The organism is Rhodococcus globerulus NBRC 14531, from assembly GCF_001894805.1.
Lineage (GTDB): Bacteria > Actinomycetota > Actinomycetes > Mycobacteriales > Mycobacteriaceae > Rhodococcus_F > Rhodococcus_F globerula.
Genome location: NZ_BCWX01000001.1, coordinates 82,505 through 98,824, shown reverse-complemented (window position 1 = coordinate 98,824; position 16,320 = coordinate 82,505). Strand labels below are relative to the sequence as shown.

The window sequence follows — 16,320 nt, the reverse complement described above, 5'->3', positions numbered from 1 at the left end:
TGAGTAGTACTACTCGACCGACATAGGGGCTTTCGGTGAGCACACCGGCGATCTAGGACCCAAGGAACTTGCGAAAGGTGGTTCCGAAGGGATGCTTTGCAGTGACGCTACCGAAGCGCACCTTGCCGTGCACCACTACGTGAAGCGGGCCCATCTGAGGCCCGGACCGCACCTTGTTGGAAGCGCTGCCACCGATGGCTTCGACATCGTTCATGTCCACCGTGGCTTCTTCGGGGACGATCAGCGAGATCGAGCTTGCATAGTCGTTGATCGAGACATGCACGATCTGTGTTTGCATGACCGCACGCGTGAAATCGACGGTGACACTGGACATTCGAGTGTCGATCACAACGGCCGGCGGGACGATCCACGCGCCGTTACGCGTCACTGTCGACATCCGTCCGCGGATGATCGCGGCATTGGCTGCGCCGTAGGCACCGGCCGCCGGAGGCCCACTCTGTCCGGCATAGGGCTGCGGCTGCGGCTGCGGCTGCGGATACTGAACCTGCTGATGAACCGGCGGCTGCTGGTAACCCGGCGCCGGATACTGATAACCGGACTGGCCGGCCGACGCGGGATACGCGGGAGGCTCGTAATCCGAGATCAAGGTGATGCCCGGGAGATCGGCAAGTACGACGTTGAGTTCGCCCCTGGTCTTTGCAGCCAGCGCGGTGTCCATACGTTCGGTGAACTCACCGAGTGAGAGCATCCCCTGACCGACGGCTTTCTGCAGCAATTCGCCGACATGCTCTCGTTCTGCATCCGATACGCGTAGATTCCTGGCCTCCATGGTTTCCAGGATAAGCGTTAATCGAGACTTTCCCGGATATCAATCAAGACCCTGCTCGATTGCGTAACGCGTCAACTCGACGCGGTTGGCCAATTGAAGTTTGCGTAGCGTGGCTTGTACGTGGTTTTCGACGGTTCGGTGGCTCAGCGAGAGCCTGGTCGCAATCTGCTTGGCGCTGAGCCCTTTCGCGACCAGTCGCAGCACTTCGGTCTCCCGTTCGGTGAGCTTCGGGACCTCGGGTGCACGGTCGTCGGCGGGGGCGGTGGACATGCGTCGGTATTCACCGAGTACCAGTCCGGCAAGGCCAGGGGTGAAGACGGCTTGCCCGTCGTAGGTTGCGCGTACGGCTCCCAGGAGTTCGTCGACGGAAGCACTCTTGACCAGGTAACCGGACGCTCCCGCCTTGATCGCGTCCAGTACGTCGTCGCGTTCCGACGACGCCGACAGCACAAGGATCTTGCTGTGGGGCGAAACTTCGAGCACCGCAGTAGTTGCGTCGGCTCCGTTTCCGTCGGGGAGGTGCATGTCCATGAGAACAACGTCCGGTGTCACTGCAGCGGCGCGGTTTCGGGCACGCTCGACGCCGTCTGCGGTGGCTGCGACGATGAATCCGGCTGCTTCGAGGTCGCGGGACACTCCGTCTCGCCACATCGGGTGATCGTCGACCACCATGACGGACACCCCTGCTACACCCTGTTGCTCAGTCACTTCCACTACTTTCCTTCGGCACCGTGATTTCCCATTCTGTGCCCTCTCCGGGTCCGGTGTGCAGGCTCGCGGTACCGCCGAGCAGCGCGACGCGTCCGAGAATGGACTTCGATACTCCCATGCGGCCTTCGGCTTCGGCTTCGGCCAACCGGCCGTCGGGGATACCGACTCCGTCGTCGCGGATGCTGACGATGACCTCGCCCGGTAGATCTTCGAGCAGTACGAACACCTTGGCGCCTGAGCCGGCGTGGAGGGCTGCGTTGGACAGGGCGTTGTCGACGATGGCGGCCAGTTCGATGGCGCGGTCTCGGTCGAGGATGACAGGGTCGGCTGGTGTCGAGACGGATACCGTCGCACTCGCCCCAGTGGTGAGCAGTGGGCACAGGTCGACGCTCTGACCTCCCGTGTCGGCGGTTGCGCCTGAGCCCTGTTCGGAGATGAGCATGCGCAGTGCCACTTCCTGCTCTCCGGCCAGTTCTGCGAGTTCGGCCGCTTCACCGCCTAGGGCTGCGCCTCGTCTTCGGACCATCGCGAGAACTTGGAGTACTCCGTCGTGGACTTCACGGGCGAGTCTTTCGCGTTCTTCGGTGGCTGCGGCGAGGCGCACGGCTTGTTCGAGTTGGCGATGTGCGCGCCGTGCGGTGGTGGTGGCGAGGCCCAGCGCCAAGCCGACTGATACGAGGACCGGGGCTGTGGCGTCGCGCCAGAGATCAAGATTGATCTGGTCCCGAATGATCGCGCTGGCCGAGGAGATGACAACGCCTGATGCGATTCCGAGCCACGGCCCGCCGAGGATCGCCGCCGAGATCACGGCGTTGGTGGCCCACAGCGTCGTCGGTAGGGTCTGGTGATTTTGGTACCACTCGTGATCTGACACAAGCCTCGTCGACGCCATGAGCGCGATGACGATCAGCTGATCTGCCAGTACGACATATTTTCGTGGGACCGTTTCAGCGGCCAACATGACTGCGGAGGCACCGGACCACACCGCCATGAGCGCGACGAAGAACCAACTCAGACGTGCGTTGGTGTAGTCCGACGCCGAAGCGAACTGGTAGCTGATCGCGTACACCAGAGTGACCAGCCGAAAGGCCTGCGCGGCCCGCCACAGCGGTGCGTCAGGGTCGGTGTCTATTCCGGATGCTTCGCGGACGGTGGGCCGGTAGTGCAATCGGCGTCGGCGGGTCGGGTCAGTCATCGTGGGTGGCCTGGTCGGGTGGGATCGGATTTTCGATGCGCGGTTCGGTTCGTGGTTCGTCGGGTTCCGCCGGATAGAGCGGTGTCTCCGGATCTTCGACGTGCAGTTGGGCGTACACGGCGTCGGGATCGTCGGCGAGCAGTGAGCGGATGGCCGTGTTGAGGACCGCGACGATCGGTACGGCGAGGAGCCCGCCGACTATCCCGGCAAGGACGATGCCCGCGGTGATCGCGAGAACCACGGCCAGCGGGTGGAGCCTGACTGCGCGGCCGAGCAGCAGGGGCTGCATGACGTGCGCTTCGAGCTGCATGACGCCGATGATGATGCCGAGCACGATCAGGGCGGTCAGGAATCCCTTGGTGACCAGGGCGACGAGGACTGCAAGAAAACCCGTGAGAAAAGCACCGACGATCGGGATGAACGCGCCGATGAACACCAGCGATGCCAGGGGCAACGCCAGCGGGACTCCCAGAATCGCGAGGCCAGCGCCGATACCGATGGCGTCCGCTGCGGCGACGGCAACCGTTGCGCGTACGTATCCGATGAGTGAACCGAAGCCGGCGGCGCCCGCGATCCGGATCCGACGCCTCGAATCGCGCGGAACGATCCGGGTGACGAACTCCCAGATCTGGTCTCCGCCGTACAGGAAGAAGATCAGGGTGAAGAAGGTCAACAGCGCGCCGGTGAAGATCTCGGTGACAACCGCCGCGGTGGTCAGCGCGCCACTGGTCAGTTCTTCGCGATTGGACTGCACCGATTTGACGACGGAATCGCCCGCTTGGCGAATCTGGTCCTCACTGAAATGGAACGGACCGCTGGTCAACCAGTTCTGGATTTGTGTGACGCTGGCAGCAAATTGATCGGTGAGCTCTGGAAGACCGTCGATGAACTGCTCGACCACAAACGTCATGATTCCGGCAACGATGCCGAGGGCACCGAGCAACACCACTACAACGGCAGCTGATCGCGGCACGCCCCACGTTTGCATCCGGTCTACGAACGGAATGAGCAGCGCCGACGCCAGGAGCGCCAAGCCGACGGGAATCAGCACCGTCTCGAGCCGCAGCACGACGTATCCGAGGACCGCCAAGCCGGCAAAGATCACGATCAGGCGCCACGACCACTCGGCTGCGATCCGCACGCCGGGATGAACCGACTTCGCGTCGGACGTGATGGGCTTGTTCATTCCCGCTCGAACTCATTCTCGAACTCATTCATGGGCCGAATCCCCTCCGCATTCCCCTTATCCTGCGTTCCCTTCGGGAGCCTAACCGCCGGAGCCGACAACCGTGGGCAGACGCAAATGGGACGCGCATACCAGTACTTCGACCCTGGCCAGCTAAATTGAACGCTGTGCGGGCTTCATACAGAGCGATAGCGGTGACGATCCGCAGTCGATGGCCCATCTATATGGTTTCGATGCTCGCAGCCAACCTGATCGGCGCGGTGCTGGTCTTTGCCTTTGTGCGGTACGGCGTCCCCATCGAGGAATCCGACGCGATCGTTGCCGATCATGTCCGGAACTTCGCGGTGTTCGGCATCTACCTCGCGTTTGCCGGTGTTGTCAGTCTGACGGCGGCAGCCATGATGCTCCGCAAGGTCATCCGGTGGAGATTGCGCGGCGGTCCCCCGACGCGCAGTGAACAGATGGCAGCGCTGCATGCGCCGCTGCGCCAAGCCATCGTCCACCTTGTTCTCTGGTTCCTCGGCGGCATCATCTTCGTCATTCTGACGATCAACGAGATGCCCGGGTTGGCTATCGCGGTGATTGTCACCGTCTGCATGGCCGCGACCACGACGTTCGGGTTCACGTACATGCTCGGCGAGCGAATCCTGCGTCCCGTCGCTGCACTCGCATTGAGCGAGGGCGAATTCGATCGGACCATGGCTCCAGGCGTCGGCACCCGTTTGGCAATGACGTGGGGATTGGGCACGCTCATGCCCGTCGCCGGCATCATCTTGCTGTGCGCCACCCAACTCACCACTGATCTCGAGTTCTCACCCAACTCGTTGGCGTGGGCGATCTTGTTGATCTCGATCATGGCGATCGTGCAGGCATTTGCGCTGTCGATGCTGACGGCCAGCCAGATCTCCGACCCCATCCGCCAACTTCGACGCGCCATCGAGCGGGTCCAGCGCGGTGCGACGGACGTTCGTGTCGAGGTGTTCGACGGCAGTGAGATCGGGCGTCTGCAGGTCGGGTTCAACCGCATGATGAAGGAGTCGGACGAACGTCGTCTGCTGCGCCAGTTGTTCGGCCAACATGTCGGCGAGGACGTCGCTCGACGCGCTTTGCAGTTCGGTACGGAACTGGGCGGTGAAACACGCTTTGTCGCGGTTCTGTTCGTGGACATGGTCGGGTCGACGGGCGCTGCGGCTGAACGTCCGCCTGGCGAGGTCGTCGAATTGCTCAACGAATTCTTCCGCATCGTCGTGGACGTGATCGACCGTCACCACGGCTTTGTCAACAAGTTCATGGGCGATGCGGCGCTCGCGATCTTTGGCGCTCCCCTCGATCGACCCGACGCACCGACGGCTGCGCTGGCTGCTGCGCGCGAGTTGCGGTTCAAGCTCGACGCGATCACCGGCCTCGACATCGGTATCGGTGTGAGCGCAGGTTTGGCGGTCGCGGGAAATATCGGTGCGGCGGAACGTTTCGAGTACACCGTGATCGGCGACCCGGTCAACGAGGCCTCGCGTTTGACGGAGCTCGCGAAGTTCCGTCCCAGCAGAGTCCTCGCGTCGACGAGTGCGCTGTATTTTGCGGACGAGGAGGAGCAGGCCGAGTGGGAACTGGGCGAGCAGGTTCAACTTCGTGGGCGCAGGCGGCTCACTCATCTAGCCTGGCCACAGAAATATCCCGAGGTAGATCCAGAACAGATTGGTTAGTCTGAATCGATGGCACTGCCTGGAAAGACCCCGTGGCGACTGAGACGGCCCCCGCCGTCCGTCGCCGAGCCCGGTCGGGTTCGTGGGCGATTCTGGTGGCTGAAGTATGTTCTCGGGCTCGCGCTGATCACTCTGCTGGTTGTCGAGGGGACACTGCTGTGGCCAAAGCTCAATGAGTCATGGCAGGCACTGACGGAAATCCACTGGGGTTGGGTTGCGGCCTGCATCGCCGCCCAGGCCGTCTCACTCAGCGGATACGCGTCGGTTCAGCAGCGGCTTCTCAATGCTGCCGGTGTGGTGGCCGGCCACCTGAAAAATCTCTCCGTGATCTACGCAAGTACCGCGATGGCGCTCACATTGCCTGCGGGGCAGGTGTTCTCCACTGCGTTCACATACAAGCAGACCCGCAAGTGGGGTGCGACGCCCATTGTCGCGTCGTGGCAATTGGCTATGTGCGGTGTGATCGCCGCAGCAACGCTGGCACTTCTCGGCGCAACCGGCGCTTTGGCTTTCGGCACCAAGGTCAGTCCGGTTACGCTGACCATCTCGATTATCTGCGTGGCGCTTCTATTCGTCGGCTTGCGATATATCGCCCAGAACCCCGGTAGCCTCGAACGCCTAGGACACTGGGTCCTTGCTCGGTACAACAGCTTTCGCGGTAATCATCCAGACCGTGGAGTGTCACGCTGGTCCGAGATTCTCACTCAACTCGATTCCGTGGAACTCGGGCGCACCGATACCGTCATCGCTTTCGGCTGGTCGGCGATCCATCGTGTTGCCGACGTCGCCTGTCTCGGGTTTGCCTGTTGGGCTGTGGGTGCGCACCCCTCGTTTGCCGGTTTGCTGATCGCATTCACCGCAGCCAAGGCCGTCGGGAGTATTCCTCTGATGCCCGGTGGTTTGGGATACGTGGACACAGCACTGATCACTGCGCTCACCATCGCCGGAGCGACCGGCGCACAAGCTCTCGCGGCGGTCTTCGTCTACCGAATGGTGAGTCTTGTACTCGTGGCGCTCGTGGGGTGGGTCGTCTTCCTGATTTCGTTCCGAGCGACGCATCGCGACGACGCCGACATGACCATCGACTTCGAACGCGGCGAACAACCCGGCGTTTAGCGTCGCAACGCTGCTGCCATGTCATCCAGATGGGCACGGCTGATTCGCACGGCAGCCTCCGCGTCACCGGCTTCGATGGCGTCCACCAACATTCGGTGTTCGTCGGCATCGGGTTGGCTGTGCGGATTGAGATCGAGGACGCCGATCAGCTCGATCAACGCAGTCCGAAGTCGTGGGACAAACGTTTCGAACAACTCAGACAGAACCGGATTGTGCGCCGCCTCGACCACCGCGCGGTGCACCGCGATGTCGGCGTCGACAAAGGCGGCATCACCGGAATTCGCGGCCGCGGCCCTACCGCCGAGCGCACGCCTGAGTTCTGCGATGTCGGTGTCGTCGCGTCGTTTGGCTGCCAATCCAGCTGCCTCCACCTCGACGGCGTTGCGCACTTCGACTACATGCAGGATGGCTTCTGATTCGAGGACCCGAGGCCACTGGTCGGGTGGAGTTGTACTGCGCAAGAACACTCCGGCGCCCTGACGCGATTCCAGCATGCCGAGTCCGGCGAGGGTGCGAACGGCTTCGCGGATCGTGGAACGACCGATACCCAATTCCGCCGCCAGAGTGGTTTCACCTGGAAGTTTGTCACCGACTGCCCATTCGCCACCGATGATACGAGCACGAAGAAGCTCAGCGGCTTGATCGGTGAGTAGACGGCGTTCGACCATCGGCGGCACGGAAACTCCTCAGGTTGTCTGATAAGTGATTTCATTCTAGTGTAGCCCTCATGGCTTACCGAGGACTCCTTCTCGACTGCCGCGGCGGGGCCTGAAAAGACCGGCACCCCTCCGCGGGGTTCCGCCATGGCCGGTCTCTCACCAAGACCCGCAGGAGAACCCCCGATGAGCACCACCTGGAACAACCAGAGCACCACCTGGAACAACCAGAAACCCTCCCCCATGCCGTCCGCGCGTTATCGCGCCGCGTGGGATCGAGTCGACATTCCGGCATTCAATCGAACCTGGCCGGCCAATCGCACCACCGAAGCGCCCCTGTGGGTTCCCGTGGATCTGCGCGACGGCAACCAGGCCCTCGCCGAACCGATGGACCCGGCCCGCAAACGCCGGATGTTCGAACTGATGGTGGCGATCGGCTACAAGGAAATCGAGGTCGGCTACCCGTCCGCCAGTGCGACGGACTTCGACTTCGTTCGCGACCTGGTGCACCTCGACCTGGTTCCCGACGATGTCACGATCGTTGTATTCACCGCAGCCCGAACAGATTTGATCGAGCGAACCTACCAATCCATCGCCGGACTGCCGAACGCGGTAGTTCACATGTACACCGCTACTGCACCAACTTGGCGCGATGTGGTCCTGGGGAAGGAACGAGACGAACTGCACGGCATGATCTTTCGCGCCGCCGAGGATGTCGCTCGCGGCGGTGACGCTCACGACGGGTGGCGGTTCGAGTTCTCACCCGAGGTCTTCAACCTGACGGAACCGGACTACGTGCTGCAGATCTGCAACAGCCTCAGCGAACTCTGGGATGCGAGCCCAGATCGCCCGGTCATCCACAATCTGCCTGCCACAGTGGAAATCGCCACTCCTAACATCTACGCGGACCAGATCGAGTACATGCACCACAATCTCGCTCGACGCGATTCGGTAATCCTGTCCGTACATCCGCACAACGATCGTGGCACCGGAGTGGCGTGCGCCGAACTGGCAGTACTCGCCGGCGCTCAGCGGGTCGAAGGCTGCCTGTTCGGTAACGGTGAGCGCACCGGCAATGTCGATCTGGTGACGCTCGGACTGAACCTCCACGCGCAGGGCGTCGACCCGCGAATCGACTTCACCGACATCGACGAAATTCGTCGAACAGTGGAGTACTGCAACAGAATTCCGGTGCACGAGCGCCACCCGTACGGCGGCGATCTGGTGTACACCGCATTCTCGGGAACCCACCAGGACGCGATCAAGAAGGGGTTTGCGCATCACTACGAGCGCGCCGAAATCCTTGGCATCGATCCGTCGCAGGCGCCGTGGGAAGTGCCGTACCTGCCGATCGATCCCGCTGACGTCGGTCGTGACTACCAGGCAGTGATCCGGGTAAACAGCCAGTCAGGCAAGGGAGGCATCGCCTACTTGCTGGCATCGGAATACGGCGTCGAACTCCCCCGACGCCTGCAAATCGATTTTGCGGCACGAGTTCAACGTGAAACCGACGGCTCCGGACTCGAGATAACCGCCGACCAGCTGTGGAACCTCCTGCTGCGCGAGTACGGGTACAACGGAGGAATGCGCCGATATTCGGTGGAACACAGCTCAGATGGTGATCGTCTGTTTGTCGTCCTCGATCGCGACGGCAAGGAAATTACCGCCGAGGCCAGCGCGTCCGGACCCGTCGAGGCATTGAGTCGAATCCTGACCGAGAACGGCACCGGCGTCGAAGTTCTGTCACTCACTCAGCATTCACTTCCCGGCCACTCGGATTCTCCGGCCAGTGCAACTTCGGCAGTCACCATCACAGAAGCCCTGGTCAACGGAGTCCAACACTGGGGAGTGGCTGTTCATCAGTCCGTCACGGCGTCGGCGCTTCATGCCGTCTACGCGGCTTCCTCCCACACATGTGATGACAGTCACATGAACTTGCGGAAGAATTCCCGAGGGTTCATAGTTGAACCTACAAGCAATTGAACATTCAACTACTTATCAAGGAGCTTCGATGACCGCCGCTACCACCACATTGCCCGCATTGACCGCCGGAACCTGGGTTATCGACACGGTCCACTCGACCGTCGGCTTCTCGGTTCGTCACCTCATGGTGTCCAAGGTTCGCGGCACGTTCGACGAGTTCTCGGGCGCCATCACGGTTGCCGAGGACGGCACCCCGGCCGTCGAAGCCGAAATCTCGGTCGCCTCCATCAACACCAAGAACGAGCAGCGTGACGGCCACATCAAGTCCGCTGACTTCTTCGACGTCGAGAAGTACCCGACGGCTACCTTCAAGTCCACCGCAGTGCGCGCCAAGGGCAGCGACTTCGTACTCGCAGGCGACTTCACCCTCCACGGTGTCACCCGCGAGGTCGAGCTGAACCTCGAGTTCAACGGCGTCAACCCCGGTATGGGCAACGGCCCGGTTGCCGGATTCGAAGCCACCACCGTCATCAACCGCAAGGACTTCGACATCTCCATCGAGATGCCCCTCGAAGGCGGCGGAGCAGTTGTCGGCGACAAGATCACCATCACCCTCGAGATCGAGGCTGGTCTGCAGGCATAAGGGCCTTCGGCCACGTGCGCCTTTCCGGTAGTGCCAACTACCGGAAAGGCGCACAGTCGTATGGTGACCAGGTGAAGAAGTACGCACCATTCCTGCTGATCGACGCCGTTCTTGTCATTATCTTTTGCGCGATAGGGCGCCGTACACACGAAGAAGCCAATGCGCTCGCCGGACTGGCGAAGACATCATGGCCGTTCCTGACCGGCCTGGTAATCGGATGGTCTGCCACGTTCGCGCTGTACCGCGACAAGTTCAACGCCGTTCTCCTACTCCCCACCGGCATAGTCGTATGGCTCTCCACCGTCGTCATCGGCATGGTCCTGCGAGTGCTCAGCGGTCAAGGTACGCAGTTCAGTTTCATCGTGGTCGCCACGCTTGTCCTCGGCGCTTTCCTACTCGGGTGGCGCGCACTGGTTCCGGTCATCGCAAAAATCCGTGCCAGGTCGTAACCGTGTCGAGCGGTCCGGAACTACCCGAATTGCGCTACGAAGTAGGACACTTTTCGGATGAGTAACACTACGGAGCCTGCCGAACGGACCGAGAAGGAAGACAAGGGCTTCTTCGGCCAACCGTTTGCATTGGCCAATCTGTTCGGCGTGGAGATGTGGGAGAGGTTCTCCTTCTACGGGATGCAAGGCATCCTGATCTATTACCTGTATTACACCGTCGCCGACGGTGGTCTCGGTATCAGCCAGGCCGCCGCGACAAGCATTGTCGGTGCGTACGGCGGCACCGTGTACCTGTCCACGATCCTCGGTGCGTGGGTGGCCGACCGCCTTCTCGGTTCGGAGCGGACGCTCTTCTACAGTGCTTCGCTGGTCATGGCCGGCCACATCGCGTTGGCGGTGTTCCCCGGTCTGTGGGGCGTTGGCATCGGTCTTGTCATGGTGGCCTTCGGCAGTGGTGGCCTCAAGGCCAACGCCACCTCGTTGGTCGGCGATCTGTATTCGCCGACGGACGAGCGCCGCGACGCCGGTTTCTCGATCTTCTACATGGGCATCAACATCGGCGGTTTGGTCGGTCCGCTGCTGACCGGCGCAGTGCAGGATGCCTGGGGATTCCATGCCGGATTTGCTCTGGCGGCCGTCGGCATGGCGCTCGGCCTTATCCAGTACACGTTGGGCCGCAAGCACCTTCACGGAATCGGCGCCGCACCGGGCAACCCGCTTCCCGCGGATAAGCGCACCCTCTACATCGGAATCGGTGTTGCTGCGATCGTTGTGGTCGCCATCGCATCGATTACCGGTTTGATCACCGCGGACAACATGTCCGACGTTGTGGTCGGTCTGACTGTCATTGCATCGGTCGGATATTTCCTTCTGATGTTGACCAGCAAGCAGATCACAAAGGTCGAACGCAGCCGTGTGTTTGCGTTCATCCCGATGTTCATTGCCAGCGCTGCCTTCTGGTCGCTGTTCCAGCAGCAATTCACGACGGTTCCGCTGATCTCGGACAAGCTTCTGGACCGCAACCTCTTCGGCTGGGACTTCCCGCCGAGCTGGGTTCAGTCCATCAACCCCGTGTTCATCATCGTCTTCGCAGGCGTGTTCGCGGCGATGTGGACCAAACTCGGCCCACGGCAGCCGTCGTCGCCCATCAAGTTCGCAATCGGCACCGGGATCATGGGCCTGGCTTTCCTCGCCTTCATTCCGATCACCGGCGGCGGTCCGAACAGTGCACCGCTCCTCGGGCTGGCCGGAGTCCTTCTGCTGTTCACGTTTGCGGAGCTGTTCCTCTCCCCCGTCGGATTGTCGCTCGCAACCAAACTGGCGCCGGAGCGTTTCCACACGCAGATGGTCGCGTTGTTCTTCCTGTCCGTCGCGTTGGGATCCTCGATGGCCGGAACCCTTGCCGGTCATTTCGACATAGACGACAGCAAGCCGTTCTTCCTGATCATCGGATTCTCGTCGATCGGAATCGGCGTAGTGCTTGCTGCCGCGTCGCCGTGGATCAAGAAGCTGATGCAAGGCGTGCAGTAAACGCTATTTGACCCTGCCCGCTATTTGACCCACAGCCACAGCGCCAAAGCGAATCCCGCTATCGCTACTGCCACCCGCAGTACCGATGGCGGGATTTTCTTCACGACGGGTGGCCCGCACCAGCCACCCACCAATGCGCCGAGAGCCATGGCCAGCGCGGCCACCCAGTGCACTTGCCCGGAAAAAGCGAAGATGAGGGCGGCAACCAGATTCGCAATGCCGAGGAAGAAGCTCTTCAGAATTGTGGCCCGCCACACCGTTTCGGATGTGAGGATGAGGGTTGCCGCCAGAAAGATGACGCCGGCACCCGCGCCGAAATACCCGCCGTACACGGCCACGGCAAACAGGGCGGCCGAGTAGATTCCCGGACGGTCGCCGCCCCCGGAGAGTTCACGAATCTTCGGTTGAAGCAGCAGTGCCAGCGCCGCAAACGCAACCATCGCCGGCACAACCGATTCGAACGAACCCTCCGGTGCGAGCCACAGAATCAACGCACCGATGATGCCGCCCGCAGCCGAATACAGAGACCAGCGAACAAGTTTGGGTCCCGTATCGGCAACTTCGCGCGATGAGTTCGCCAATGCACCGACTCCGACGGCCACCAGTGCCACGGTGTTGGTCATATTGGCGCTGACTGGCGACAACCCGACACTGAGCAGCGCCGGGTACGACACGATGGACGCCAGTCCGGTGACAAAGCCGACTAGACCGCTGAAGAATCCCGCTACGACAAGAAAGAGGAAATCGAGCAGGTTCACAGCTCATGAACCTACCGGGCGCGGATTCTCACCCGCGCCACGCGTCTACGCGTGCCCCTCCAAGAACCGCGTCGGTGCGTAGTTCGCCCAACCCGTGTCCGGCCAGTTGAACCACCCGGACGACGCCAATGTTCCACCGTCGGGATGAAGTGTTGTCCCGGTGATGAAGGTGGATAGTCCGGAAGCAAGAAAGACGACGCTGTTCGAGACATCGGAGACATGCCCGACTCGTCCCATCGGTATGGCCACCCGAGCCCCCACCGGGGTTGCCATCGAATGGTCCCCACTGCCGAATCGGGCAAGATTTGGCGTCGGGACGAAGTCCGGTGCAACGTTGTTCACGCGAATCCGGTCCGGGGCCAGTTCGACGGCCAGTGTCCGCGAAAACTGCTCGACGGCAGCCTTTGCCGCAGAGTAGACGGCAAAACCGGGCGCCGCGCGGTGCGCTTCGATGGTTGTCACGTTGATGATGCTGCCGCCTCGCCCACCGCTTTTCATCATCGGCACCGCGAGGGAGCACGCGTGTAGGACGTGATGGAAGTTCGTGCGCAAAAGCGCGTCCCACCCTTTCGGTGTCGATTCCGCAAATGGTGTTCGGAAGGTGCCACCGACAACGTTGACCAGGATGTCGAGCCTGCCCCACCGCTCGTGAGCAGCCTCGAACAACAAGTTCAACTCGTCCGGATCACGCGCGTCACCGTGATGTACGACGGCGTCGCATCCGCCCTCCGCCAACTCACTACGCAGACGCTCGACGGCCTCTGCATCGATGTCGACGACGGCAAGCCGCACTCCGTTCGCGGCAAGATCAGCGGCAATCGCACTGCCGAGCCCACCGGCGCCGCCGGTGATGACGGCTACGCATCCGTCCAACCCGGCCCGATCTTCGAACCATCCTGTGCTCATGACAGGTACGTGGACCCGAACGCTTCGAGGAATTCGACGGTGGCGGCCAAACCGTCGATGGGACCGGAAACCACCACTGCGGTGACGCCTGATTTTTCGAGGTCGGAGAATACTTCGCGGTGCCGGTCAGATTCGACTGTCGGGGTGTGTATCCCGTCGCCGTGATAGGAGTACACAACGTCGATGGGCTCGGCGCGTCCGGCGGCGAGCGCCGCATTTCGCAGTTCGGTGATGTGGCCGCCGATCTGATCAACCGATCCGAGCGTGGGTGTTCGCGCGGTAGCGCTCAACTCTGCCCCACCGGACATCGGCATCCATCCCTGTGCGCGCTCGGCTACTCGGCGACGAGTCAGCTTGGAGTTGCCGCCAATCCAGATGGGGATCGGATTCTGGATCGGCCTCGGCCGGGCGATGACGTCGAGGGCACTGAAGTGCTTGCCGCGATACGTGAACGGTTCACCGCTCCAATGCAGCGGAAGCACATCGAGCGCCTCGTCGAAGAGTTCGTTGCGCTCGTCGAAATCGATTCCGAGAGCATGGAACTCGCTCTTCTGATATCCCGTTCCGAGTCCGAGCGTGAGGCGGCCACCGGACAGTTTGTCGAGGGTCGACGCGGATTTTGCCAGCAGGAAGGGGTTTCGGTACGGCGCCACCGCCAGATACGTGAGCAACCGCAACCGTTCGGTTGCGGCGGCGACGTAGCCGAGGGCAACAAATGGATCGAGCGTCTGGTGCCCGCCGGAGGCCAGCCATTTTGCGCCGGGTATCGGGTGTTCGCTGAGAGACAGCGTGTCGAATCCCGCCAGCTCAGCGGCAACGGCCACGTCCCGCAACGGCCCTGGATCGAGGACGTCTCCGTCCAGACCGCTTATTTCCGGGTAGTGGTAGATGAATCGCATTGTCACCGAGTGCGCCCTCTCTGGCAGATACTCTTCCAGAGATGAGAATAGCGATTACATATTTGAAAGTCACGCTCTCATCTATTTGTCGGCAGGCTTTGCCAGCTCCTGGAACAACTTCTCCGTCATCTGCTGTGCCCGATCATTGCCGTCGGCATCAGCGACGAAGACCGCAAAGGCCAGGTCACCACGTGATCCGAAGAACCAGCGATCGTCACCACTTGCCGCACCGGCAGCGATCAGATCCGGGTATCCGACCAGGCCGCCCGCGCCGCGCATGGAATCACGGAGTCGGTTGGTCACGTCCTCCGGCAGCGCTGACGCCGCGGTATCGGCGGTCGCGGGCTGACCGAACACCATCATCGGCGTCGGCGCACTGCCGCGGGCAATGGACGCCGCGAGCATAGCCATACCGAATGGCGTGACCTGAGGTTCACCGGCACCGGAGGATGTCCGATTAGCCACGATATTGTTCACCGACTCGTTTCCGCCGGAACCATCCGACGCAAACGTGGCCGTCTGCTGCTCGAGGCTGGGGATGTGGAATCCGTTGCCCAGACCGAGTTGCCGCGCCGTGTCGGCCAGCTGTTCGCCGGACACGGCGCGCGGCTCGACGCCGTTCTGCATCGACGAAGCCAACCGCACGAGGTCCAGCGCGCCGCCTGCCGGACGAAGCCCGGTGAAGGCGATCGGCCCCTGCTCGATGGCCTGATTGTTCTGTGCAGCAGCAAGAATCGCGCCGTCCGAGGGTCGGATCGCGACTATCGCCGCCGGCGTTCCAGCGCTCACCACAGCTTCGATTGCCGCGAGTTGTGTGTGCGAGTCCATGGTCGCGGCAACGTCGGGTCCTGAAGGTCCCTGGAAACCGGCTTGTTTGACTGCTGCTCCGTTTTGGTCGACAAGATTGACCGCCCAACCTGCGGTGGCGTCGCGGTTTGCCTGCCACGCGGTACGCAACGGGTCCAGGAGCGGCGAATTGATCCGGCGATCCGACGCAATGAGCTTGGGCGTCTTCACGACAACAACTCCGGGGATGGCGAAGTCGCTTTCGAGGTACAGATAGTCGGGGTCGCGCAGGAGAACTGCTGTAATCGACTGCCCCGGGTGCGCCGCGAGATCAGCGAGCATCGATTCGCTGGTCACCAGCGGAGCGACGGGTTCGATGACTTTCGCGAGCCGGCGCGTCGAGTCGACTGGATCGGGCATGGATGCCGGGTCGAGAGTGATGGCATTGATGGTCTGCTCGTTCATGAGCAGAGTCCCGCCTGCATCGACCACCTTGGGCGGAGCGGCGTCGGTCCGGGTGTAGTCGACGGTGCGTCCGCTGCCGAGGCCGGGGACGATGACCGACGGATCCCAGGACACTCGCCAACCGACGGAGAGGTCTCGGACCTCACCTTGTGACTGGTATGTCCAGTCCTTGCCTTCGCCGAAGTTCCAGGCCGCGTCGAGAGTGAAGAATCCGGAGTCACTACCGAGGTCGATGACCTGGGCGACGTCGAAGTCGGTGGAACGTGCTTCCAATCCGTCGAACATCTGCGAAATGGATGCGCGTGCGGCATTGGGGTACGACGTGAGGTTGGCGGCTCCGTCGACGTCGTGATTGTTGAGTGCGGTGACAAAGTCTTCGACGACCGTCGCGGCGTCAGTTTCCTCTTCTCCCCCGACGACGCACGACGCGAGTGCCACTGTCATGACAACAGCAGCTATCGAAGCAATGACGTATTTTCCACGGCTGCTTTTCTGTGCTCCGGGCCCCATTGGTGCAACTCTTCACTTCTGTCACAGCCGTAACAAGCACGGGATGCCTACGAACGTGTCACGGTTGAGCCACGGCGGTGTCATCGAACTGCAA

Annotated in this window: 15 protein-coding genes; 6 read left to right on the top strand and 9 right to left on the bottom strand. The window is 61.9% G+C overall.

The genetic code is table 11. The features are described 5' to 3' along the window. Window positions 1–52: 52 nt before the first annotated feature. The 4 genes from RG2_RS00500 to RG2_RS00485 are packed head-to-tail and all read right to left on the bottom strand — an operon-like array spanning window position 53 to window position 3,882. Window positions 53–790, bottom strand: a complete 738-nt coding sequence (locus RG2_RS00500; RefSeq protein ID WP_033231720.1) for a DUF1707 SHOCT-like domain-containing protein — start codon at window positions 788–790, stop codon at window positions 53–55. A 39-nt stretch (window positions 791–829) separates the two neighbouring features. Next, on the bottom strand, window positions 830–1,462 hold the full coding sequence (locus tag RG2_RS00495) for a response regulator (RefSeq protein ID WP_051730303.1): 633 nt from the start codon (window positions 1,460–1,462) through the stop codon (window positions 830–832). A gap of 28 nt (window positions 1,463–1,490) precedes the next feature. Next, complete coding sequence (gene macS / locus RG2_RS00490; protein ID WP_033231722.1) at window positions 1,491–2,696, bottom strand: MacS family sensor histidine kinase; 1,206 nt, start codon at window positions 2,694–2,696, stop codon at window positions 1,491–1,493. Then, window positions 2,689–3,882 (bottom strand): AI-2E family transporter, encoded by a 1,194-nt coding sequence (locus RG2_RS00485; RefSeq protein WP_033231723.1) that lies wholly within the window; start codon window positions 3,880–3,882, stop codon window positions 2,689–2,691. The genes macS and RG2_RS00485 overlap by 8 nt, the downstream gene beginning before the upstream one ends. 224 nt (window positions 3,883–4,106) lie before the next feature. Between RG2_RS00485 and RG2_RS00480 the strand changes: the two genes are divergently transcribed. Both RG2_RS00480 and RG2_RS00475 read left to right on the top strand, forming a co-directional pair. Then, complete coding sequence (locus RG2_RS00480) at window positions 4,107–5,585, top strand: adenylate/guanylate cyclase domain-containing protein (protein WP_033231724.1); 1,479 nt, start codon at window positions 4,107–4,109, stop codon at window positions 5,583–5,585. Between the two features lie 9 nt (window positions 5,586–5,594). After that, complete coding sequence (locus RG2_RS00475) at window positions 5,595–6,701, top strand: lysylphosphatidylglycerol synthase transmembrane domain-containing protein (protein ID WP_051730285.1); 1,107 nt, start codon at window positions 5,595–5,597, stop codon at window positions 6,699–6,701. Here RG2_RS00475 and RG2_RS00470 read toward each other — a convergent pair. Continuing rightward, on the bottom strand, window positions 6,698–7,378 hold the full coding sequence (locus RG2_RS00470; protein WP_080711612.1) for a FadR/GntR family transcriptional regulator: 681 nt from the start codon (window positions 7,376–7,378) through the stop codon (window positions 6,698–6,700). The genes RG2_RS00475 and RG2_RS00470 overlap by 4 nt on opposite strands. A gap of 165 nt (window positions 7,379–7,543) precedes the next feature. Here RG2_RS00470 and RG2_RS00465 point away from each other — a divergent pair, with 165 nt between their 5' ends. The 4 genes from RG2_RS00465 (at window position 7,544) to RG2_RS00450 (ending at window position 11,902) form a co-directional block, all read left to right on the top strand. After that, entirely contained in the window at window positions 7,544–9,340 is a 1,797-nt protein-coding gene (locus RG2_RS00465; protein WP_080711613.1) for a 2-isopropylmalate synthase, read from the top strand. Between the two features lie 28 nt (window positions 9,341–9,368). Continuing rightward, complete coding sequence (locus RG2_RS00460) at window positions 9,369–9,923, top strand: YceI family protein (protein WP_033231726.1); 555 nt, start codon at window positions 9,369–9,371, stop codon at window positions 9,921–9,923. Between the two features lie 71 nt (window positions 9,924–9,994). Further along, a complete protein-coding gene (locus RG2_RS00455) occupies window positions 9,995–10,372 on the top strand; it encodes a DUF3054 domain-containing protein (protein WP_033231727.1) in 378 nt (125 codons plus the stop codon). 57 nt (window positions 10,373–10,429) lie between these two features. Further along, the gene (locus RG2_RS00450) at window positions 10,430–11,902 is read left to right on the top strand and encodes a peptide MFS transporter (RefSeq protein ID WP_033231728.1); all 1,473 of its coding nucleotides are present in this window, start codon (window positions 10,430–10,432) and stop codon (window positions 11,900–11,902) included. A gap of 20 nt (window positions 11,903–11,922) precedes the next feature. On the opposite strand, the gene RG2_RS00445 is transcribed toward RG2_RS00450, so the two are convergent. From RG2_RS00445 to RG2_RS00430, 4 genes are all read right to left on the bottom strand, one after another. Continuing rightward, window positions 11,923–12,660 carry a sulfite exporter TauE/SafE family protein gene (locus tag RG2_RS00445; protein ID WP_033231729.1) on the bottom strand — a complete coding sequence of 246 codons (738 nt, stop codon included), beginning with the start codon at window positions 12,658–12,660 and terminating at the stop codon, window positions 11,923–11,925. A gap of 45 nt (window positions 12,661–12,705) precedes the next feature. Further along, window positions 12,706–13,566, bottom strand: a complete 861-nt coding sequence (locus RG2_RS00440) for an SDR family NAD(P)-dependent oxidoreductase (protein ID WP_033231730.1) — start codon at window positions 13,564–13,566, stop codon at window positions 12,706–12,708. Next, window positions 13,563–14,465, bottom strand: coding sequence for an LLM class F420-dependent oxidoreductase (locus tag RG2_RS00435; RefSeq protein WP_033231731.1), 903 nt, complete (start codon window positions 14,463–14,465; stop codon window positions 13,563–13,565). The genes RG2_RS00440 and RG2_RS00435 overlap by 4 nt, the downstream gene beginning before the upstream one ends. 81 nt (window positions 14,466–14,546) lie before the next feature. After that, entirely contained in the window at window positions 14,547–16,226 is a 1,680-nt protein-coding gene (locus RG2_RS00430) for an NTF2-like N-terminal transpeptidase domain-containing protein (RefSeq protein WP_033231732.1), read from the bottom strand. Between the last annotated feature and the right edge of the window lie 94 nt (window positions 16,227–16,320).

Bases quoted from the DNA above. Each gene is read 5' to 3' on its own strand.
- RG2_RS00450 (WP_033231728.1), top strand. From the start codon at position 10,430: ATGAGTAACACTACGGAGCCTGCCGAACGGACCGAGAAGGAAGACAAG.
- RG2_RS00430 (WP_033231732.1), bottom strand. From the start codon at position 16,226: ATGGGGCCCGGAGCACAGAAAAGCAGCCGTGGAAAATACGTCATTGCT.
- RG2_RS00440 (WP_033231730.1), bottom strand. From the start codon at position 13,566: ATGAGCACAGGATGGTTCGAAGATCGGGCCGGGTTGGACGGATGCGTA.
- RG2_RS00485 (WP_033231723.1), bottom strand. From the start codon at position 3,882: ATGAACAAGCCCATCACGTCCGACGCGAAGTCGGTTCATCCCGGCGTG.
- RG2_RS00500 (WP_033231720.1), bottom strand. From the start codon at position 790: ATGGAGGCCAGGAATCTACGCGTATCGGATGCAGAACGAGAGCATGTC.
- RG2_RS00475 (WP_051730285.1), top strand. From the start codon at position 5,595: ATGGCACTGCCTGGAAAGACCCCGTGGCGACTGAGACGGCCCCCGCCG.
- RG2_RS00435 (WP_033231731.1), bottom strand. From the start codon at position 14,465: ATGCGATTCATCTACCACTACCCGGAAATAAGCGGTCTGGACGGAGAC.
- RG2_RS00495 (WP_051730303.1), bottom strand. From the start codon at position 1,462: ATGGTGGTCGACGATCACCCGATGTGGCGAGACGGAGTGTCCCGCGAC.
- RG2_RS00460 (WP_033231726.1), top strand. From the start codon at position 9,369: ATGACCGCCGCTACCACCACATTGCCCGCATTGACCGCCGGAACCTGG.
- macS (WP_033231722.1), bottom strand. From the start codon at position 2,696: ATGACTGACCCGACCCGCCGACGCCGATTGCACTACCGGCCCACCGTC.
- RG2_RS00465 (WP_080711613.1), top strand. From the start codon at position 7,544: ATGAGCACCACCTGGAACAACCAGAGCACCACCTGGAACAACCAGAAA.
- RG2_RS00480 (WP_033231724.1), top strand. From the start codon at position 4,107: ATGGTTTCGATGCTCGCAGCCAACCTGATCGGCGCGGTGCTGGTCTTT.